Here is an 18,861-nt window from a genome sequence, read left to right as displayed (position 1 = left end):
GCCCCATTCCCGAGAGCAGCATCAACAAAAGAGAGCACTGCTCTTGACAGCGTTCGGGTGCAGGTGCATTCTTGAAAACGAGAGCAGTGCTCTCAGTTCACTCGAAACAAGAAGGAGCACACCATGTCGAACCTCGAAATCGTCACCGGAGCAGGACCCGTCGGATCCGCCGTCGCACTACAGCTCGCCGAGCAGGGAATCAACGTCCGCATCCTGACCAGGTCCGGCAGCGGGCCCGAGCACCCGCTGATCGACCGCCGACGCGTCGACGTCTCGGATGCCGAGGCCCTGCGCTCGGTCAGCGAGGGCGCCACGGCCATCTACCACTGCATCCACGCCGCCTACAACGCAGCCGATTGGGAGCGGGAACTCCCGGCGGCCGAGAAGGTTGTGCTCGACGCAGCCGCATCCATCGGAGCCGTCGTGGTCTTCCCCGAAAGCCTCTACGCCTACAACTCCGACACCCTGATGACCGAATCCGATCCACGCAACGCCACCGGCGGCAAGCGCGGAGTGCGCACCGCGCTGCTGCGTGCTCGCGAGGCCTCTGCAACACCCACCGTCAGCGTCGTGGCCTCGGACTTCTTCGGTCCCCGCGTCCGCACTGCCCACGCCGGCGAGCGCATGGTTCCGAAAGTCATGGCAGGTAAGAAGATTCGTGTCATCGGTTCCGCAGATCAGCCGCACTCCTTCACCTACATCCCCGATCTCGCAGCAGCGATGATCGCGGCGGCACACAACCCCGAACTTTGGAACTCCGTCCTCCACGCACCCACCGGCCCCGCGCTCACTCAGCGCAAGATCGCCGAGGCCTTCGCCCGCGCCGCCGGGGCATCCCCCGCCAAGGTGGGTGTACTCCCCGCCTGGGTGCTCGACGCCGTCGGCAAGATCAACACCGACAGCCGCGAACTCGCGGAGATGAACTACCAGTTCACCAAGCCGTTCGTCATGGACTCGGGCGCCAGCGAAGTGCTGCTCGGACTCTCGCCGACGCCGCTCGATCAGGCCGCCGAAGAGACCGTCGCGTGGTGGCGCGAGGAACAGTCTCGCGCCGCTGCCGCGTGAAGTGGCTGCACACGCTACGCAGGTGCGTACCGCCAGGAAAGTCCGCCGTCACCGAGTCCCGCTACCCAGCCACCACCGAAAGGCCGACCCGTTTCCAGGGAATCTACGAGATCGGCGAGCATCGCGCTGATCGAAGTCCACTGAGGTCCGGCGGCGTCCGCGTTCTCACGGGCATACTCGGTCACACAGCCTGACAGCTCCCCTTGCCTTGTGTCGCAGAATAATTCGTATCCGTCGCGGCAGGCGAAGGTCGTGTAGTCCGGAAGAAACTTTCCGATCGGGGTTCCTGCCGGTTGAGCACGGTCCGACAATGAGGGAACACTCTCCGGGACATCTCGCAGCTCGTACGCTGCCGGGGCTCTGCGGTGATTGGCCAACAGCTCGTCCAGATTGAGCATGTCGTGTTGGGGAAGGAACTGCATCCAGGCGCCGGGGGCGAAGCCGTTCTGGACCGAGTAGAGGTCTTTCAATTCGGTTGGCCATGCGATTCCGCTCAGTGCCTCGACCCGGTCGATTTCCGATTGCGCGGCTCCGGGCGCGAACGCATCCAGTGCTTGCGGAAATCCGTTTTCGGAAAACCAGGCGGCGATCCGTTCCCATTGCCGGCGCACTGATGTTGGTTCGGTCACGCTGTGAGCGTGGATACCCTCAGTCGCTTTCTTTTGCACGCCTCCTGGCCGTGGGGGGATCGTGAGGTGCCTGTCATCGCTGTAGACGTCCCGTACTTCGACCTTGTCGCCTGACTTGAAGAGATGAATCGGCTCGAATTCCGCGACGGGCCAGATCTGGATGAAAGCTTCAGGGTCGGCTTGATCAAAGTCCCTGCCGCGCACCGAGGCTCGGATGCGGTAGAGGCCAATCGGTAGGCGCTCGAGGAATCCGAACTCGTGGACCCGTTCGCCTGTCAATCGAAGTGGTGGTAGACCAGCGACAACGCTCTCGAGCGTGCCTTCTTCGATGGTCTCCCAATCATCGAGAGCGGGAATTCCCGGGTCCACATCCAGCGTGTCGACGGTGATCCGGACCGGGCCGGCGGTCGAACTCAACGCCAAGCGAGCGACAACGGGACTCAAACCGATGACCTTGCCGTAAGTGTGGACATACGGTTCACGAGGTCGCGGACCGAGAACCAGAACCGGAACTTCGAAATCGACTTTCGCCGTGGTAGCCATGTCGTCATTCTCCAGCAGTCAGCCTTGACGCAAGAACGGAACGGGTGTTCACTTCTTCACATGGCCTATCGCCGCACTCCGGCAGTACAGGAAAGATTGGACGCCCAACGCGCCCGACTGCTCGAGGCCGCCACGACGGCAGTGGCAACCCACGGCTATGCGGGATGTTCCATCGCCGCGGTGGCCAAGAACGCCGGCGTCGGCACCGGGACGCTGTATCGACATTTCGACGGCAAGGGCGAATTGTTCGCCGAAGTGTTCCAATCAGTCTGCAGCCGTGAGGTATCCGCAGCTCGGGACGCCGGAGACAGCGCCCGACATCTGGAAGGCAACCACCGCTCCGCTGTATCAGCGTCGGTTCGGACCTTCGCCGAACGTGCCATGCGCGCACCGGTTCTCGCCTATGCACTGCTGGTGGAACCGGTAGATCCTCTCGTCGACGAACAGCGGTTGATGTTTCGCGAATCGTTCCGCGATTGCCTGGCCACCGCAATTCGCTCAGCAGTCGAATCCGGTGAGATACCGCCACAGGACGCCACTCTGACGGCAGCGTGCATCGTCGGGGCAATCGGCGAGGCCCTGATCCTTCCACTGCGCGGCGGCACCACCGATCCCGCTGCGATCGACGCCATTCTCGCCTTCACCCTTCGATCGTTAGGGAGCTTCGATGACACCCACGCATGGAGTCACCAATCAGGTTCCTCCCCTGATCGATTACGACGCAGCCGAATACGCGCCGATCCTCGAGGCACTCCACCGTGAAGGCGCATCGGATGCACTCGAAGAGGTTCATCGAGTAGGGATCCGCGCCGGAAGCGCGCAGGCCCAGGAGTGGGGCGATCTGGCCGAGGAGCACCCACCCGTCCTGAGAACCCACGACCGCTACGGCAACCGTATCGACGAGGTCCGCTACGACCCCGCCTATCACCAACTCATGAGCACCGCAGTGGAATTGGGACTGCACGGCGCTCCGTGGGTTGACCCGAATCCACACGCACACCTCGTCCGCGCCGCGAAGATGGCCGTGTGGGGTCAAACCGACGCCGGTCACGGCTGTCCCATCTCCATGACGTACGCCGTGATCCCCGCGCTGCGGCACAACGCGGATCTGGCCGCGCAGTACGAACCCCTCCTGACCACGCGGCACTACGATTCGGCGCTGAAAGCTCCCCTCACCAAACCCGGATTGATCGCCGGTATGTCGATGACAGAAAAACAGGGCGGTTCGGATGTTCGTGCCGGAACCACAAGGGCAGTGCCACAATCCGACGGCAGCTACCTGCTGACGGGCCACAAGTGGTTCACCTCCGCGCCGATGTCGGACGTGTTCCTCGTCCTCGCCCAGGCACCGGGTGGTCTGTCGTGCTTCTTCCTGCCTCGGGTCCTGCCGGACGGCTCGCTCAACAACATGTACCTGCAGCGTCTGAAGGACAAGTTGGGCAATCATTCCAACGCGAGTAGTGAGGTCGAGTACCGCGACGCTCTCGCGTGGATGGTCGGCGAAGAAGGCCGGGGCGTGCGCACCATCATCGAGATGGTCAACATGACCCGGTTGGACTGCACGATCGGCACGGCCACCGGCATGCGCGTCGGCACCATGCAGGCAGTTCACCACGCGACGCATCGAAGTGCTTTCGGCGCCAACCTGATCGACCAACCCTTGATGCGAAACGTTCTGGCAGATCTGGCGGTGGAATCGGAAGCGTCGACCACCGTCGCGATGTGGCTGGCCGCTCTGACCGACCGCGCAACCGCAGGCGATGCCCACGCCAGCGCACTACGACGCATTTCGTTGGCCGTGAGTAAGTACTTCGTCTGCAAGCGCGGACCGATCCACGCTGCCGAGGCACTCGAGTGTCTGGGCGGAAACGGATACGTGGAGGAATCCCGGATGCCGCGCCTCTATCGCGAGGCTCCGCTGCTTTCGGTGTGGGAGGGTTCCGGCAACGTCGCGGCGCTCGACACACTGCGGGCGATGGCCAAGCAACCCGAAACACTGCAGGTGTTCTTCGACGAGCTGAAACGAGCCAGTGGAGTGGACGGCCACTTCGATCAGGCCGTGCGGGATCTCCAGGTGGCATTCGGCGATTTCGACGACATCGAATACCGGGCACGAAAGATCGTCGGCGACATGGCGCTCGCTCTGCAGGCCTCGCTGTTGCTCCGCTACGGGCACCCCGCGGTGGCCGACGCGTTCTGCGCGAGTCGGCTCGGAAACAGCTGGGGGAGTGTGTTCGGAACGCTGCCGAGGGGTGTCGACGTCGCGCCGATCCTCGAGCGGGCCACCGTCAAGATCGGCGCCTGACCCACCCACTACAGTTTCCGCTTATGAACCGAGCCTCGAACCGCCGCGAGGCCTGGCAGCGCGTACTGCACACCCTGCGTGAATCACCCGGCCTCGGAAGGCTGGCGCTCGTCCGCTTTTCCAGCCAGTTCGGCGACGGAATGTTCCAGGCCGCGCTCGGCGGCGCAATCCTCTTCAACCCGGAACGCGAAACCGATCCGGTGGCGATAGCGGCCGGCTTTGCCGTACTGCTCCTTCCTTATTCGGTGATCGGCCCCTTTGCCGGCGCTCTGCTGGATCGTTGGGACCGCCGCCTGGTGCTCCTGTGGGCGAGCGTGCTCCGCGGGCTCTTCATCCTGACCACTGCGGTGCTGCTGGTCGCCGGCGGCGGTGACACTCTGTTGTTGACCTGTGCGCTTGCTGCAATCGGAGTCAGTCGCTTCGTCGGGGCAGGCGTATCCGCAGCCCTGCCGAAGGTCGTCCGACAATCGTGGCTGGTGGCAACCAATTCCGTTCTCACAACGGCTGGTTCGGTGGTAGCCGCTCTTGGTGCTTCGGCAGCGGTGGCGATCATCGGCATGATCGGCGCGGGGGATCGAGCGTCAGGCGCCGCCGTGGCCATCGCAGCACTGGGATCGGTGATCGCGGCCCTCGCCGCGGCCAGGTTCACGGCCCGCTCACTTGGTCCGGTCGCCGACGAAGTGGTCCGCGCCAGTGCCGTCCGTTCGGTGACGGCCGGACTGCGCACCGGGGCAACCGCTGTCTGGGAGGCGCCCGGCGTCACCACGGCGATGATCGGAATCGGAGCGCACCGCATCTGCTTCGGCATCAACACCCTCATCATGGTGCTGGTCCTACGCGACACCTCGAACGGCTCCCAATTACCCGGAGGGATGGCCGGATTCGGTGTCGCCGTCGGCGCCACGGCAATCGGAATGCTGATCGCGGCATTGATCACACCGTTCCTCATCCCGCGGATCGGTCGCTCACGGACGATCACCTACGCCCTGGTGTGCGCGGTTCTCGTCCAGCTCGTCTTCGTGACCACGCTGACTCAGGGGTCGCTGCTGATTGCCGCTTTCCTGCTCGGCATCGCCGGCCAGTCCGTGAAACTCAGCGGCGACGCGGCCATGCAGATCGACATCGACGACGACCGTCGTGGTCAGGTATTCGCCCTGCAGGACACCGTGTTCAACGTCGCGTTCATCGGTGCGATCGCGGCAGCGTCGACGGTGATCGCACCCGATGGCAAGAGCGTCGGCCTGGCCGTTGCCGGTGCGGGTGTCTATGCCGCCGGATTGTCAGCGGTGCTGATCAACCGCAAGAAACGAGAAACTAGCCCTGCTGGGTAGCCCACCACTTCAGCAGTTCGGCCTCGGCCTCGTCACGCTCGAGCGGGCCGCGATCCAGACGTAATTCCTTGAGGAACGTCCATGCCTTGCCCACCTGCGGGCCGGCCGGGATGTTGAGCAGTTCCATGATGGCGTTGCCGTCGAGGTCCGGACGCACGCGAGCAAGGTCTTCCTGCTCGGCGATGCGCGCGATCCGCTCTTCGATGTCGTCGTACGTGGCCTGCAGCTGCGCGGCGCGACGCTTGTTGCGTGTGGTGCAGTCGGCCCGCACGAGCTTGTGCAAGCGGGGGAGCAGCTCGCCCGCGTCGGTGACGTACCGCCGCACCGCCGAGTCGGTCCACTGTCCCTTGCCGTAGCCGTGAAAACGCAAGTGCAGGAACACGAGCTGTGAGACGTCGTCGACCATCTGCTTCGAGAACTTCAGTGCCCGCATGCGCTTGCGCACCAGCTTGGCGCCGACCACCTCGTGGTGGTGGAAGCTGACCCCACCGCCAGGCTCGTTACGCTTGGTATCCGGCTTTCCGATGTCGTGAAGCAGTGCTGCCCAACGCAATACGAGGTCCGGATCGCCTTCTTCGAGATCGATCGCCTGCTGGAGCACCGTGAGGGAGTGCTGGTAGACGTCCTTGTGCTGGTGATGCTCGTCGATCTCGAGCTTCATCTGCGGAACCTCGGGCAGCACGTATGCAGCCAGTCCGGAGTCGACCATCATGTTGATGCCGTCCACCGGGTACATGCCCAGCATCAGTTTGTTCAGCTCCACCTGCACACGCTCGGCGGTGATTCGCTCGATCTGCGACGCCATCTCCTTGATGGCCTCGAAAACACGATTGTTCAACGTGAAACCAAGCTGCGAGACGAACCGGGCAGCACGCAGCATCCGCAGCGGATCGTCGTTGAACGAGTTTTCCGGCGCCGACGGCGTATCGAGCTCTCCGGCCAACAGCGCGTCCATGCCGTTCAGCGGATCGACAAACGTGTAGGAACCGTCCGCGCCGATCTTCATCGCCATCGCGTTGACGGTGAAATCGCGGCGCACCAGATCGTCGGCCAACGTCGTGCCGTACTCGACTATCGGATTACGAGAGACGCGATCGTAAGCGTCGGCCCGGAAGGTCGTGATCTCGATCTCCTGGCCGTGCTTGATGGCGCTGATGGTCCCGAACTCGATGCCCGTGTCCCACTGCTTGTCCACCCAGCCCTTGAGCAGAGCCTGAACCTTCTCCGGCCTGGCGTCCGTCGTGAAGTCCAGATCGCCACTGAAGCGGCCGAGGATCGCGTCGCGAACACTGCCACCCACCAGGAACAGCTCGTGACCGGCCGCAGCAAAACGCTCACCGAGCGGGTTCAACACGTCGGACAACGTGCCGAGCGTTGCAGTGGCGTCGGCAAGCAGTCGTAGGCGGCGATCAGCGTCGGAGGTAGGGACAGTCACGTGAAAGGAGCTTACTTAAGGTGCGCAAATAGCAGAACGCGCATACGAACGCGATAGACCGCTTTGCGCGGGTTACCGGGCAACGCTGCAACGCCAACTAGTATCGATGAGGTGTCTGGTGCCGAACGAACAAACAGGAGTCGCCGCAACCCGCGGCGTCGACCTGCCGTCGGCAACCCCGATAAACCTTTGATGCGAACCGTCCGTGAAACTTCTGCGGGCGGCTTGGTCGTCGACGGCTGGGGCGGACCCCCGGAACGTCTCTGCGCTGCACTGATCGGCCGAACCGACCGCCGCGGACGCCTGCTCTGGTCGCTACCGAAGGGCCATATCGAACAAGGTGAGACCGCTGAGCAGACCGCGATGCGTGAGGTCGAAGAAGAAACCGGTATCCAGGGAACCGTCCTGGCACCGCTGGGCAGCATCGACTACTGGTTCGTGACCGAAGGTCGACGCGTCCACAAGACCGTGCACCACTACCTCCTCCGCTTTCTCGGCGGTGAACTCTCCGACGAGGACATCGAGGTCACCGAAGTCGCCTGGGTGCCGCTGACGGAATTGCACTCGCGCCTCGCATACGCCGACGAGCGCAAACTCGCAGAACTCGCGTCCCAGATGATCGCCGAGATGCCGCGAACGGAAATACGGCAAGAACAGCGCCCGAAGGAACCGGACGCCGGATGAGAATGGCACTGCGGCGGGCCGGTGTGGCCGCTCTGGTGATGGCCGCTGTCGGTTTCGGGCCTGCAACGACGGCCGTCGCATGGGCAGCGCCGTCCAGCCAGCCCAGTGAGCGCGCCCCGGCGCGAAACACCAACGATGCCAAATTTCTGCAGCTGACCATCGACTCCACCGCACCGACCACGGTGACGACCACCAGCGACCGCAACGTCGTGGTCAAGGGCACGGTGAAGAACGTCGGTGACCGTCCCGTCGAGGACGTCGGAGTGAGGCTGCAACGCGCTCCCGCGATCGACTCCAGTTCGGACGTGCGCGCAGCACTCGATTTCGACCAGGCCGTTTTCGACACGGTCGGCGAATTCGACACCGTTGCCACCACCCTCGACACCGGCCAGTCCAAGCAGTTCACGCTCACCCTGCCGCTCCGGAGCACTACCGGGTTGTCTCTCGACATCACCGAACCGGGCGTCTACCCGATGCTCGTCAACGTGAACGGCACCCCGGAGTACGGCGGTGCCGCCCGACTCGACGACGCACGCTTCCTGCTCCCCGTCCTCGGTGTGCCGGCCGCAGCCGAATCGAACGCCACAGCCGGAACCCCCAGTTCGTCCGCCACGGCGGTCGTTCCCCCCGACACGTCCGCCCCGATCGGCGTCACGCTCATGTGGCCGCTGGCCGACGCGCCACGACTCGTCGGCGGAATCCCCGGCGCGGTCAACGAGCCCGTACGCCTGATCGACGACGAACTTGCCACCGAACTTTCCGACGGCGGCCGTCTGGACGCGTTGGTCGATGCGGTGGAGAACGCCACCAAGCCCGAGAGCGATTCCGATCGCCGCGTCACGGATGCGCTCTGCCTGGCAATCGACCCCGACCTTCTGATCACCGTCGAGAACATGACTCGCGGATACCTCGTGGCCGACAACTCGTCCGACCCCACCGGGCCGTCGCACGAAGGCCGCGGCAGCGACGCCGCCAACCAGTGGCTCGGCCGGGTGAAGACGCTCGCGTCCTCGATGTGCACGACGGCGGTTCCGTTCGCGCAGTCCGATCTCGCCGCGGTCACCTCGGTGGCCAATCCGGAGTTGACGGCTACCGCGCTCACACGGCCGGCGGACATCGTCGACAACATCCTCGGTGTGACCTCACTGCGAGATTTCGTCTGGCCGGATTCGGGTGTCCTCGACTCGGCCACCGCAGAGGTGCTGAGCGTGAATCCCACCACAGCGATGGTGGCTGACACCTCCGTCGACTCGGCAGCCCCGCAACTGTCGTCGCGGATAACCGGCTCACTCGACGCGCTTGCGTTCGACACCTCGGCAGCCGCAGCCTTGGCCGCCACCGGCTCGGAGCCGCAGGTCCCGTCGTACATCCCCGACGACACCGCGCCGACCATCGACATCGAATCGCGCAGCGCCCGGCGCCAGGACGCGCTGGGAGCGATGGCGTGGGCCGCGCTGACGCCGACTTCTCTGCCGCGCAATCAGATCTTCGCGCCGCCGCAACTGTGGACCGCGGACAGCAACGACGCCACGGCGGTGCTCTCGATGCTCGCGACCCTCATCCGGTCCGGGCTCGCCTCACCTCAGGCCCTGCCGGCACTGCTCGGCAGGCAACCGGGCGCGACGGACGCCGCCACTCTCGACTACCCGGACCGGGCTACCCAGGACGGTCCGCAAACGTCCGTCGTCGAGACCGCAACCACCCAACTTCCGCGTATCGACGGGCTCGAAGCTTCGCTCGTGGACGATCCGGCGGCTTCGCTCACCCCCCGGGGATTCACGGCGCCACTCCGCGAAGATCTGCTCCGTTCGATGACCTTGGCCGATCGCCGCAACGTCGACTCCGCGTCGGTCAATCGGGCGGAGCGGGCCGCGACCATCCGCGCCGACAACGTCACCGAAGCCGTCGACGGGATGTACCGGGCCGTCAGTGTGGTGTCTCCGGGCGGCGTCTACACCCTCGCGTCGGGGCAGAGTCCGCTCCTGCTGGTGGCGCGCAACGAGCTGCCCATCGCCATCAACGTCGACCTGCGTGTGGAAGCCCCACCCGAGATGCAGATCAGTGACATCGGTCCCAAACAGCTTCCGCCGCGAGGTAGCCGACAGTTGACTGTGCCCGCGGAAATGAACGATTCTCGCAAGCTGGAAGTCAACTTCTCGCTGACCACGACAGATGGCCGCCAATTGGGTACGCCGACCAGCGTGACCGTACGGTCGAATGCGTACGGTCGTCCCCTGGCCGCCGTGACGGCGACAGCGGGAGGGTTGCTGCTGTTCCTGGCAGGGCGACGGCTGTGGCATCGATTCAAGGGTCAGCCGGACCCAGCAGATGAAGGGTACGAACGCTCATGACCGGGAATCCACCCGAGGAGGGTCGCCGCTCGGCGATCACCCGCAAGAGTGCCACGACCCGCTCGCATCCTCGGATGCCACCGTGGGAGCGCGGTTACCCGATCCAGCCGGTCAACCCGGACGCACGTTTCGACGACGCACCCACCATGACCATCCCGGTGATCCGCGACTACCCCCGGTACCGCGAAGCCGAGATGGAGTTTGCCGACCGGGCGACGACCACGTCGGACGAGTTCGACACCGACGCCCATGTCCAGGTCGGGGAACGCAAGGAGACGAACTCTCGACTCCTCGCGGCAACGGGTTCCATCGCGATCGCGACGCTGACGAGCCGTATCACGGGATTCGCCAAGCAGTTGATGATCCTGATGGTCCTCGGCCCGGCCATCGCCAGTTCATTCACCGTGGCCAGCCAGATTCCGAACATGATCGCGGAACTGGTTCTGGGCGCCGTGCTGACCGCCATCGTCGTCCCCGTGTTGGTTCGCGCCGAGCGGGAGGACGCCGATCACGGCGAAGCGTTTGTCCGACGCCTCTTCACGGCGTCGCTCGTTCTACTCGGCATGGCCGCGCTGCTCGCGACCCTGGCAGCACCCGTACTCACCAAATACGTCTTCCTGTCCGAAGACGGCAAGGTCAGCACCGACCTGACCACGGCGCTGTCTTATCTGCTTCTGCCGGCGATCCTGTTCTACGGGCTGTCGGCGCTGTTCACAGCGTTTCTGAACACCAGACAGATCTTCAAGCCCGGAGCCTGGGCTCCCGTACTCAACAATGTCGTCGTCCTCGTGGTGCTCGTGGTCTATCGCCTGACTCCGGGTGAGATCTCGCTTGATCCGGTCTCGATGGGCGATGCAAAGCTGCTCACCCTCGGCATCGGCATCACCATCGGCGTCATCGTGCAGGCAGCCAGCCTGATCCCCGCGCTTCGCCGCGAGAAGATCTCGCTCAAACCGCTGTGGGGTCTCGACGACCGCCTGCGCCAGTTCGGCGGCATGGCCGTCGCCATCGTCTTGTACGTCCTGATCAGCCAGATGGGCATGATCTTCGCGACCAAGATCTCCTCCCACGCCGACGAAGCCGGCCCTGCCATCTACAGCCAGGCCTGGTTGCTCCTGCAGCTCCCGTACGGCGTGCTCGGAGTGACGGTTCTGACGGCGATCATGCCGCGCCTGAGCCGCAACGCTGCTGCCGACGACACCCCGGCCGTCGTGGACGATCTTTCGGTCGCAACGCGTCTGACCATGATCACGCTGGTTCCGATCATCATGTTCCTGACCTTCATGGGTCCGCAGGTCGGTGAAGCGCTCTACGGTTACGGCCGCTTCGGACCCGAACAGGCCGAACGACTCGGCACCGCTGTGAGCTGGTCGGCATTCACGTTGATTCCGTACGCACTGGTCCTGATCCAACTTCGAGTGTTCTACGCCCGCGAACAAGCCTGGACGCCGACGTGGATCGTTCTCGGCATCACTGCAGTGAAAATCGCTTTCTCGGCGCTCGCTCCGGTCTTCGCGTCCAACAGCGATCAGGTCGTGATCCTGCTCGGTGCGGCCAACGGTCTCGGATACATCACCGGCGCCGTCATCGGCGGGTACCTCCTGCACCGCAGCCTCGGAAACCTGCAGATGGCCAACGTGGGCAAGACAGTCTGGTCCGTCGTACTCGCCTCGCTGGCCGGTTCGCTGACCATGCTCGCGGTCGACCGCGTCCTCGGATTCGATCAACTCACCGAGCGTTTCGGCGGACCCGGCTCGATGGTTCGCGTCGCCGTCGGCGGCATCCTGATGCTCGCGATCACCTTCACGATTCTCTACTTCAAGAAGGTTCCGGAGGTTCTGTCGGTAACGGTTGCGGTCTCCCGCAAGATTCGTTCACTGACAGGTCGCGCCGAACCGGACACACGTAACAACACCGACGACGACGTCACCGAGCTGATTCCTGCAATCAGAACGGAATCAAACGAGCAAGAACGACCGGGTGCGCTCCCGTACCCTGGTCATGGGCGTACAGGATCGCAACCCGCGCGTATTCGGGGACGGGCTATCGATGGAGAAGGAGCGAGGGTGAGCGACGACAACGTTTCCGGCAACAAGAGTGCCGGGACTTCTGCCGTGAAAGCGTCCGAACAGAAGTCAACGGCATCGTCGGGCACACCTGCATCCACGAGTTCCTCCGCATCTGCCGGCCAGAAGCCACAGCAGGGTCAGAAGCCACAGCAGCCCGCACAGCGACCGCAGCAGGGCCAAAGCCCGCAGGGTCAAAAGCCGCAGCCGCCGGTGCAGAAGGCCGCTCCGCCGGTACCTCCGGTCAGTGTGTCCAAGACACCTTCGGCGCCCGTGTCGAAGACACCTTCAGTGCCTGTCTCGAAGACACCCGCGCCGAAGACGCCTGCTCCGGACAAGAAGGCACCCGAATCTCAGAAGACGGCTGCCGCTCAGACACCACCGCCCGCTGCACCTCGCACACCTTCCGCCGGATCCGCATCACGACCGGCCCAGCGACCGATGCCACGTGGACCGAAGCTCATCCCGGGCGCATCTGTCGCCGGCGGACGCTACCGTCTGCTCGCGCCGCACGGCGGAACCCGCGGACTGCAGTTCTGGGAAGCTCTCGACGTCAAGCTCGACCGTGAAGTAGCCCTGACGTTCGTCGACGCCGATCAGCGCGGTGACGACGACAGCCAGTCCGGACCGCAGGCAGTTCTCTCACGCACTCTGCGCCTGGGACGAATCAACTCGCCCGGTCTGGCTCGCGTCCTCGACGTCGTCCGCGGAAGCTCGGGCGGCATCGTCGTCGCCGAATGGACTCCCGGCCGCTCGCTGCGTGAGATGGCCGAGACGACGCCGTCGCCGATCGGTGCAGCCCGCGCCATCCGCGCCCTCGCGGCGGCTGCCGAAGCTGCTCACCGCACCGGCGGTGCGCTGTCCATCGATCACCCGGACCGCGTTCGCATCAGCATCAACGGTGACGCCGTACTGGCGTTCCCGGCGACGCTTGCCGACGCCGATTCCACCAGCGACGTCCGCGGTCTCGGCGCCATGCTGTACTCGCTCATCACGGCTCGCTGGCCGCTGGCCGAACCGTCCGCCGGTCCCGTCGGTGGTTTGCTTCCCGCCGGCCGCGGCGCCGACGGGAACATCGTCGAGCCTCGGGTCGTCCGTCCGGAGGTTCCGTTCGACATCTCGGCCGTTGCGGTTCGAGCGTTGCAGTCGGAGAGTGGAATCCGCACTGCTGCCACCGTGCAGCACATCCTCGATCAGGCGTCCGTCGTCAACGACAAGACGGAAATGATTCCGGCACTTCGTCTCGGCCACCGCGAACAGGGTGCGTCGGGTCATGCACTGAACGACCCCGAAGCCATCGAGGCCGAGAAGAAGAAGTCGACGCGGATGCTCGCGGCACTGACGGCGCTCGGTGTCTTCACCGTGATCGTCCTGATTCTCCTTGTGGTGTGGGTAGCGAGCTTCCTCTCGGGTGGCAGTAACGACACCCCGCTCAGCGAGCAGAGTTTCGGACTGACCACCGAAGCCACTGCGCCCGAGAACAATTCACCGGCGCCCGCACCGGCGGCAGCAACCGTTCCGGTAGCTTCCTCGGCCGTAACGGTGTTCTCGCCCCAGGGAACGCCGGATCAGCCGGCAACAGCGAAGAACGCCATCGACGGCAATCCGGCCACCGCATGGTCGTCGGATTCGTACTTCCAGCCGTTCCCGTCGCTGAAGAACGGTGTCGGCCTGATGGTGACGCTTGCCGATGCCGCCAACCTGAAGAACGTTGCGATCACGTCTGATTCGCCGGGAACCGTCGTTGAAATCCGTTCTGCCCCTTCTGCGAATACTTCGCTGGATCAGACCAAGGAAATCGGATCGGGTGTCCTGAAGAACGGCGTGACCGACATTCCAGTCACGTCGGACGGCTCGGGTCAGTATGTCCTGGTTTGGATTACGCAGCTCAGCACCGAATCCGGACAAAACCAGACATCCATCTCGGAGATTGCATTCACTGCTGCAAAGTGATCGCCCTTGGCCCTTCTGAAACCTACCGACTGGGCTAATATCCGCCCGTGCACAGTTATCGGGGGGGCACCGGGGGCGGAGCCGGAAAATTCGAATCCAGAAGTTTCGAGAACAAGAATCTCGAGGCGACGGATTTCGAATTGTTGACTGCTCATGTCGAGGGCGATCGGCATGCGTTCCGTGAACTACTGACCAGGCATCAGGATCATCTATGGCACGTTGCCCGGCGAACGAGCTACTCGGACGAGGATGCGGCCGACGCTCTCCAGGAGGGTCTGCTGTCCGCGCACCGCAAGGCGGCGAAGTTTCGCGGTGACGCGGCGGTGCGCAGCTGGCTCCACACCATCGTGGTCAATGCCTGCCTCGACCGGATCCGACGCAACAAATCGCGGGCCGCGTTTTCTCTGTCTTCCGAGAATGCGGAGGAACCCCGCGATCACCGCGATTACGCGGCAGGAGTGGACATGAGCCTGACCGTCGAACAGGCACTGGCATCGCTGCCCCCTGAGCAGCGTGCTGCCGTCGTCGCCGTCGATGTCGAGGGGTATCCGGTGGCCGAGGCCGCCGAGAGGTTGGGAGTACCCGTAGGGACCGTGAAGAGTCGCTGCGCCCGCGCGCGTAAGCGCCTCGCCACCCAGTTGGAAGACTTTCGCGAAGGCGGGAACCATTCGTGAACCGGACGCGTCCTATCTTGTAAGCGTCCACACCGACTGCCGAGGGAGGGTTCATGACAGATCCGTCTGTTCGTGTTCCGTCGCCTCCGTATTCGGAAGACCTACTAGCGGATCTTCACGCCGGGGTTCTCGATCCCGAAACCAGTGCAGCCCTGTGGCCGCTGGTGCACGCAGACCCCGACGCCCATGCATTTGTCACTACTCTCGACAGCGTCACGGCATCACTCGCGACACTGAACTCGCGCGAGGCCTCTCACGAACGGATTCCGAATTCGCTTGCCGAGCGAATCAATTCGGCACTGGATCTACAGTCCAGCCAGGTCGAGCCGCCAGCACAGACTACCGTCGTGCCGTTCCGGCGACGCCCACAAGCGTGGGTTCTCGGTGCCGCAGCAGCCGTGTTGGCGGCCTTCGTGATCGTTGTTATCGGAACCCGAGATTCCGAACCTGCCGAAAGTGTTGTCGCTCAACCGAGCACACCGGCGACATCTGCTGTCGACGATCCAGATTCGGCGTCCCTGCTCACACTCGTCGGATCCAAAAACCTTGGACCACTGGATGATCCATCCAAACTTGCCGGATGCCTACGCGCCAACGACATCGACGAGGGCCGGCCTCTGCTCGGTTCCGGCGAGATTCGCATCGACGGGGCGCCGGCGATAGTCCTACTCTTCACGGGATCGCAGCCGCGTCAGATCACTGCACTGACTGTCGGCATCAACTGCAGCGACGGGAATCCGAATACGTTGTCGGTCAAGAACATCGGCTGACGTCGACGGTCAGCGCGGCGATGCCGCCGGGAGTAAGAGCTCGAGAATTCTCCCACGCAATGCGTCCGTATCATCCTCGACCGCTATCAGACTCGAAAACATCGCTGCCCCGGCCGCCAATACCAGCACGGCCTTGGCATCGAGCAGTGCCGATTCAGGATCTTCGGCGTTCTGAAGGAACAGTTGCGTACTCGGTCCACTGAACCCGCGCCACAATTCGTTGCGCAGGTCGTCGTGGTCGCGCAGGGCCGCCAGCAATCCTGGCGACGCGGCGCGAACCTCGGGACGGGAGAAGAGCTGAGCACTTCCCTCCACCACCCAACGGATCCAGCCGTCGCGATCGGTGCCCTCGAACGGTGTCAGGTCCGGTGTCGCCCCCAGGATCGACCCGAGAACAAGATGTGCCTTCGACGGCCATCGCCGCGACATCGAGGCTCGGCTGACTCCTGCCCGTGCCGCGATCGCCCGGAGACTGAGTTGATCCCAACCGACCTCGAGGAGCATCGCTCGGGTGACCTCGAGGACTGTGTCGTCGATGCGTGGGTCTCGTGGGCGACCTGATCCTGTGGCATTCATCGTGTCGAATTGTCGGACAGATTAGGAGTAGGCGCTATATCGTCGTAGTTACGAGTCCACTGGCATCGTAAAGATCAGGCCGCCGCAGGAAGTTGAAAATGACCACAGCGCCCACACCGTCGATATTCGAACCCGCACGTCTCGGCCCTCTGACCTTGCGCAACCGCATCGTCAAAGCTGCAACGTTCGAGGGCGTCATGCCCCGGGGAGCGGTCTCGGACGATTTGATCAACTTCCACGCCGAGGTGGCCCGCGGCGGGGCCGCGATGACCACTGTCGCCTACTGCGCCGTCTCACCAGGTGGACGAGTCCACCGCGACACCCTTGTCATGGACGAGCGCGCGCTGCCGGGACTACGCAGACTGACCGACGCCGTCCACGCCGAAGGCGCACTTGCTGCGGCGCAGATCGGCCACGCGGGACTGGTCGCCAACACGCTCTCCAACAAGACGAAGACTCTGGCGCCGTCGACCCGGCTGAGTCCGCCCGCGATGGGCCTCGTCAAGGGCGCGACACTCGCCGAACTCGACGGTGTCGTCTCCGACTTCGAACGGACCGCTCGCGTCGCCGTGGACGCAGGATTCGACGCCATCGAGGTCCATCTCGGCCACAACTACCTCCTCAGTTCGTTCATGAGCCCCAATCTGAACAAGCGCCACGATCGATACGGTGGCAGCGTCGCCAAGCGCGCCGAGTATCCGCGTCGAGTCGTCGAAGCGGTGCGACGGGCCGCTGGATCCAGCGTGGCGGTCACCGCGAAATTCAACATGTCCGATGGGGTGCCGAAAGGTCTGTGGCTCGACCAGAGCCTGCCGATCGCCCAGATCCTCGAAGCCGACGGCCATCTGGACGCGATGCAATTGACCGGTGGCAGTTCACTTCTCAACGGAATGTACTTCTTCCGCGGTGAGGTCCCACTGGCTGAGTTTGTCGCCTCCCAACCCAAACTCGTCGGGTACGGGCTGAAGTTCTACGGTCCCAAACTCTTTCCGACGTACCCGTTCGAGGAGGGCTTCTTCCTGCCCTTCGCCCGTCAGTTCCGACAGGCGCTGAGGATGCCACTGATCCTGCTCGGCGGCATCAACCGCGTCGACACCATCGAGCACGCACTGGATGAAGGATTCGAATTCGTCGCCATGGCGCGCGCGCTCCTCAGGGACCCACAACTGGTCAACAAATTCCGAGCCAAGAGCGTCGACGAGGGGTTGTGTATCCACTGCAACAAGTGCATGCCCACCATCTACACCGGCACACGCTGTGTGGTTCGGGACGCGCTGGTGGTTCGGGAGGCAGCGCGCCCCGCCCAGTGAGTCCCACACTGTGAGCTGCCGGCTGTGAGCCACTTTCCAGCCGAGTGCGGGAACAACACCCCTTATCCTGGTGTTGATCGGTACGGCTCTCCAAGAAGCGGAGGGTCTGCACTCACTATTGGAAGGCTCGCATGACCACCCAGCTGGAAAACACGCCCGCGGTCCATGACGTCATCATTGTCGGTTCCGGACCGGCCGGCTACACCGCTGGTGTCTACACCGCGCGCGCTGAGCTCCAGCCCCTGCTCTTCGAGGGAACCCAGTTCGGTGGCGCCCTCATGACCACCACCGAGGTCGAGAACTTCCCCGGATTCCGCGAAGGAATCATGGGCCCCGATCTGATGGAACAGATGCGTGAGCAGGCACTTCGCTTCGACACCGACATCCGCACCGAGGACGTCGAAGAGATCGATCTCAGCGGCCCGATCAAGACGGTCGTCGCGAACGGCGAAACGTACGCCGCGCACGCGATCATCCTCGCCATGGGCGCGGCAGCCCGTTACCTCGGCATTCCCGGTGAAGAACGCCTCCTCGGCCGCGGCGTCAGCGCCTGCGCCACCTGCGACGGCTTCTTCTTTCGTGACCAGGACATCGTCGTGGTCGGCGGCGGCGACTCCGCGATGGAAGAGGCAACCTTCCTGACCCGCTTCGCTCGCTCGGTCACCCTGGTGCACCGCCGCGAGGAATTCCGCGCCTCACGGATCATGCTCGAGCGCGCCAAGGCCAACGAGAAGATCCGCTTCCTGACCAACGCGGAGCCCGTCGAGGTCCTCGGCGAGAACAGCGTCACCGGGCTCGTCGTTCGTGACACCGTCACGGGTGAGACCTCCACACTCGAGATCACCGGCATGTTCGTCGCCATCGGCCATGACCCGCGCAGTGAGCTCGTCAAGGGCCAGGTCGATCTCGACGACGCCGGATACGTGCGCGTCGCTCCCGGTTCCACCGCGACCTCCGTCGACGGCGTCTTCGCTGCCGGTGACCTGGTCGATCACACGTACCGCCAGGCGATCACCGCTGCCGGCACCGGATGCTCCGCAGCAATCGACGCCGAACGCTGGCTGGCCGACCGCGGCGACATCACCGCCAACACGCTCGACGCTGCCGGCCATACGGTCGACGTCGTCGGCGCTCCCTGATTCATCAAGCTGTCGTACCCAACCCTCGAG

14 protein-coding genes are annotated in these 18,861 nt (G+C 64.1%); 11 read left to right on the top strand and 3 right to left on the bottom strand.

The window, feature by feature from the left end:
- Positions 1–123 precede the first annotated feature (123 nt).
- Positions 124–1,065, top strand: a complete 942-nt coding sequence (locus ACYP01_RS28535) for an NAD-dependent epimerase/dehydratase family protein (RefSeq protein ID WP_459683390.1) — start codon at positions 124–126, stop codon at positions 1,063–1,065.
- Positions 1,066–1,079: 14 nt separating this feature from the next.
- Here the strand turns inward: ACYP01_RS28535 and ACYP01_RS28530 are convergent, their stop codons facing one another.
- Positions 1,080–2,237: an SMI1/KNR4 family protein gene (locus ACYP01_RS28530; RefSeq protein ID WP_234551185.1), complete on the bottom strand. Its 1,158-nt coding sequence runs from the start codon at positions 2,235–2,237 to the stop codon at positions 1,080–1,082.
- 60 nt (positions 2,238–2,297) lie between these two features.
- Between ACYP01_RS28530 and ACYP01_RS28525 the strand changes: the two genes are divergently transcribed.
- The 3 genes from ACYP01_RS28525 to ACYP01_RS28515 are packed head-to-tail and all read left to right on the top strand — an operon-like array spanning position 2,298 to position 5,873.
- On the top strand, positions 2,298–2,999 hold the full coding sequence (locus ACYP01_RS28525; RefSeq protein WP_459683387.1) for a TetR/AcrR family transcriptional regulator: 702 nt from the start codon (positions 2,298–2,300) through the stop codon (positions 2,997–2,999).
- The gene (locus tag ACYP01_RS28520) at positions 2,905–4,542 is read left to right on the top strand and encodes an acyl-CoA dehydrogenase family protein (RefSeq protein WP_459683385.1); all 1,638 of its coding nucleotides are present in this window, start codon (positions 2,905–2,907) and stop codon (positions 4,540–4,542) included. The genes ACYP01_RS28525 and ACYP01_RS28520 overlap by 95 nt, the downstream gene beginning before the upstream one ends.
- A gap of 23 nt (positions 4,543–4,565) precedes the next feature.
- Positions 4,566–5,873: an MFS transporter gene (locus ACYP01_RS28515; RefSeq protein ID WP_007729119.1), complete on the top strand. Its 1,308-nt coding sequence runs from the start codon at positions 4,566–4,568 to the stop codon at positions 5,871–5,873.
- On the opposite strand, the gene ACYP01_RS28510 is transcribed toward ACYP01_RS28515, so the two are convergent.
- Positions 5,857–7,308, bottom strand: coding sequence for a CCA tRNA nucleotidyltransferase (locus ACYP01_RS28510; RefSeq protein WP_003942535.1), 1,452 nt, complete (start codon positions 7,306–7,308; stop codon positions 5,857–5,859). The two genes, ACYP01_RS28515 and ACYP01_RS28510, sit on opposite strands and share 17 nt — an antisense overlap.
- Before the next feature lie 111 nt (positions 7,309–7,419).
- Between ACYP01_RS28510 and ACYP01_RS28505 the strand changes: the two genes are divergently transcribed.
- Genes ACYP01_RS28505 through ACYP01_RS28485 form a run of 5 tightly spaced genes read left to right on the top strand, consistent with a single transcriptional unit; the run spans position 7,420 to position 15,806 of the window.
- On the top strand, positions 7,420–7,992 hold the full coding sequence (locus ACYP01_RS28505; protein WP_030537486.1) for an NUDIX hydrolase: 573 nt from the start codon (positions 7,420–7,422) through the stop codon (positions 7,990–7,992).
- Complete coding sequence (locus tag ACYP01_RS28500; protein WP_459683382.1) at positions 7,989–10,343, top strand: DUF6049 family protein; 2,355 nt, start codon at positions 7,989–7,991, stop codon at positions 10,341–10,343. Before ACYP01_RS28505 ends, ACYP01_RS28500 begins: the two co-directional genes overlap by 4 nt.
- Positions 10,340–14,362 (top strand): murein biosynthesis integral membrane protein MurJ, encoded by a 4,023-nt coding sequence (locus ACYP01_RS28495; protein ID WP_459683380.1) that lies wholly within the window; start codon positions 10,340–10,342, stop codon positions 14,360–14,362. The genes ACYP01_RS28500 and ACYP01_RS28495 overlap by 4 nt, the downstream gene beginning before the upstream one ends.
- A 47-nt stretch (positions 14,363–14,409) precedes the next feature.
- Positions 14,410–15,036: an RNA polymerase sigma factor SigM gene (sigM, locus tag ACYP01_RS28490; protein ID WP_459683378.1), complete on the top strand. Its 627-nt coding sequence runs from the start codon at positions 14,410–14,412 to the stop codon at positions 15,034–15,036.
- A 53-nt stretch (positions 15,037–15,089) separates the two neighbouring features.
- Positions 15,090–15,806, top strand: a complete 717-nt coding sequence (locus ACYP01_RS28485) for a hypothetical protein (protein ID WP_459683376.1) — start codon at positions 15,090–15,092, stop codon at positions 15,804–15,806.
- 9 nt (positions 15,807–15,815) lie between these two features.
- Here ACYP01_RS28485 and ACYP01_RS28480 read toward each other — a convergent pair whose 3' ends face one another.
- Positions 15,816–16,382 carry a helix-turn-helix domain-containing protein gene (locus tag ACYP01_RS28480; RefSeq protein WP_042920755.1) on the bottom strand — a complete coding sequence of 189 codons (567 nt, stop codon included), beginning with the start codon at positions 16,380–16,382 and terminating at the stop codon, positions 15,816–15,818.
- A 98-nt stretch (positions 16,383–16,480) separates the two neighbouring features.
- Between ACYP01_RS28480 and nox the strand changes: the two genes are divergently transcribed.
- Complete coding sequence (nox, locus tag ACYP01_RS28475) at positions 16,481–17,692, top strand: 4,4'-dithiodibutanoate disulfide reductase (RefSeq protein WP_459683373.1); 1,212 nt, start codon at positions 16,481–16,483, stop codon at positions 17,690–17,692.
- A gap of 131 nt (positions 17,693–17,823) precedes the next feature.
- Positions 17,824–18,831: a thioredoxin-disulfide reductase gene (gene trxB / locus ACYP01_RS28470; protein ID WP_003942521.1), complete on the top strand. Its 1,008-nt coding sequence runs from the start codon at positions 17,824–17,826 to the stop codon at positions 18,829–18,831.
- Positions 18,832–18,861 lie beyond the last annotated feature (30 nt).

The organism is Rhodococcus sp. no. 34 (assembly GCF_054589475.1).
This window is presented reverse-complemented; position numbering and strand designations above follow the sequence as displayed.

Excerpts from the sequence above, each read along its gene's own strand:
- ACYP01_RS28485 (WP_459683376.1), top strand. The coding sequence starts at position 15,090 with ATGACAGATCCGTCTGTTCGTGTTCCGTCGCCTCCGTATTCGGAAGAC.
- ACYP01_RS28520 (WP_459683385.1), top strand. The coding sequence starts at position 2,905 with ATGACACCCACGCATGGAGTCACCAATCAGGTTCCTCCCCTGATCGAT.
- ACYP01_RS28515 (WP_007729119.1), top strand. The coding sequence starts at position 4,566 with ATGAACCGAGCCTCGAACCGCCGCGAGGCCTGGCAGCGCGTACTGCAC.
- ACYP01_RS28535 (WP_459683390.1), top strand. The coding sequence starts at position 124 with ATGTCGAACCTCGAAATCGTCACCGGAGCAGGACCCGTCGGATCCGCC.
- ACYP01_RS28495 (WP_459683380.1), top strand. The coding sequence starts at position 10,340 with ATGACCGGGAATCCACCCGAGGAGGGTCGCCGCTCGGCGATCACCCGC.
- ACYP01_RS28480 (WP_042920755.1), bottom strand. The coding sequence starts at position 16,382 with ATGAATGCCACAGGATCAGGTCGCCCACGAGACCCACGCATCGACGAC.
- nox (WP_459683373.1), top strand. The coding sequence starts at position 16,481 with ATGACCACAGCGCCCACACCGTCGATATTCGAACCCGCACGTCTCGGC.
- ACYP01_RS28530 (WP_234551185.1), bottom strand. The coding sequence starts at position 2,237 with ATGGCTACCACGGCGAAAGTCGATTTCGAAGTTCCGGTTCTGGTTCTC.
- trxB (WP_003942521.1), top strand. The coding sequence starts at position 17,824 with ATGACCACCCAGCTGGAAAACACGCCCGCGGTCCATGACGTCATCATT.
- ACYP01_RS28525 (WP_459683387.1), top strand. The coding sequence starts at position 2,298 with ATGGCCTATCGCCGCACTCCGGCAGTACAGGAAAGATTGGACGCCCAA.
- ACYP01_RS28500 (WP_459683382.1), top strand. The coding sequence starts at position 7,989 with ATGAGAATGGCACTGCGGCGGGCCGGTGTGGCCGCTCTGGTGATGGCC.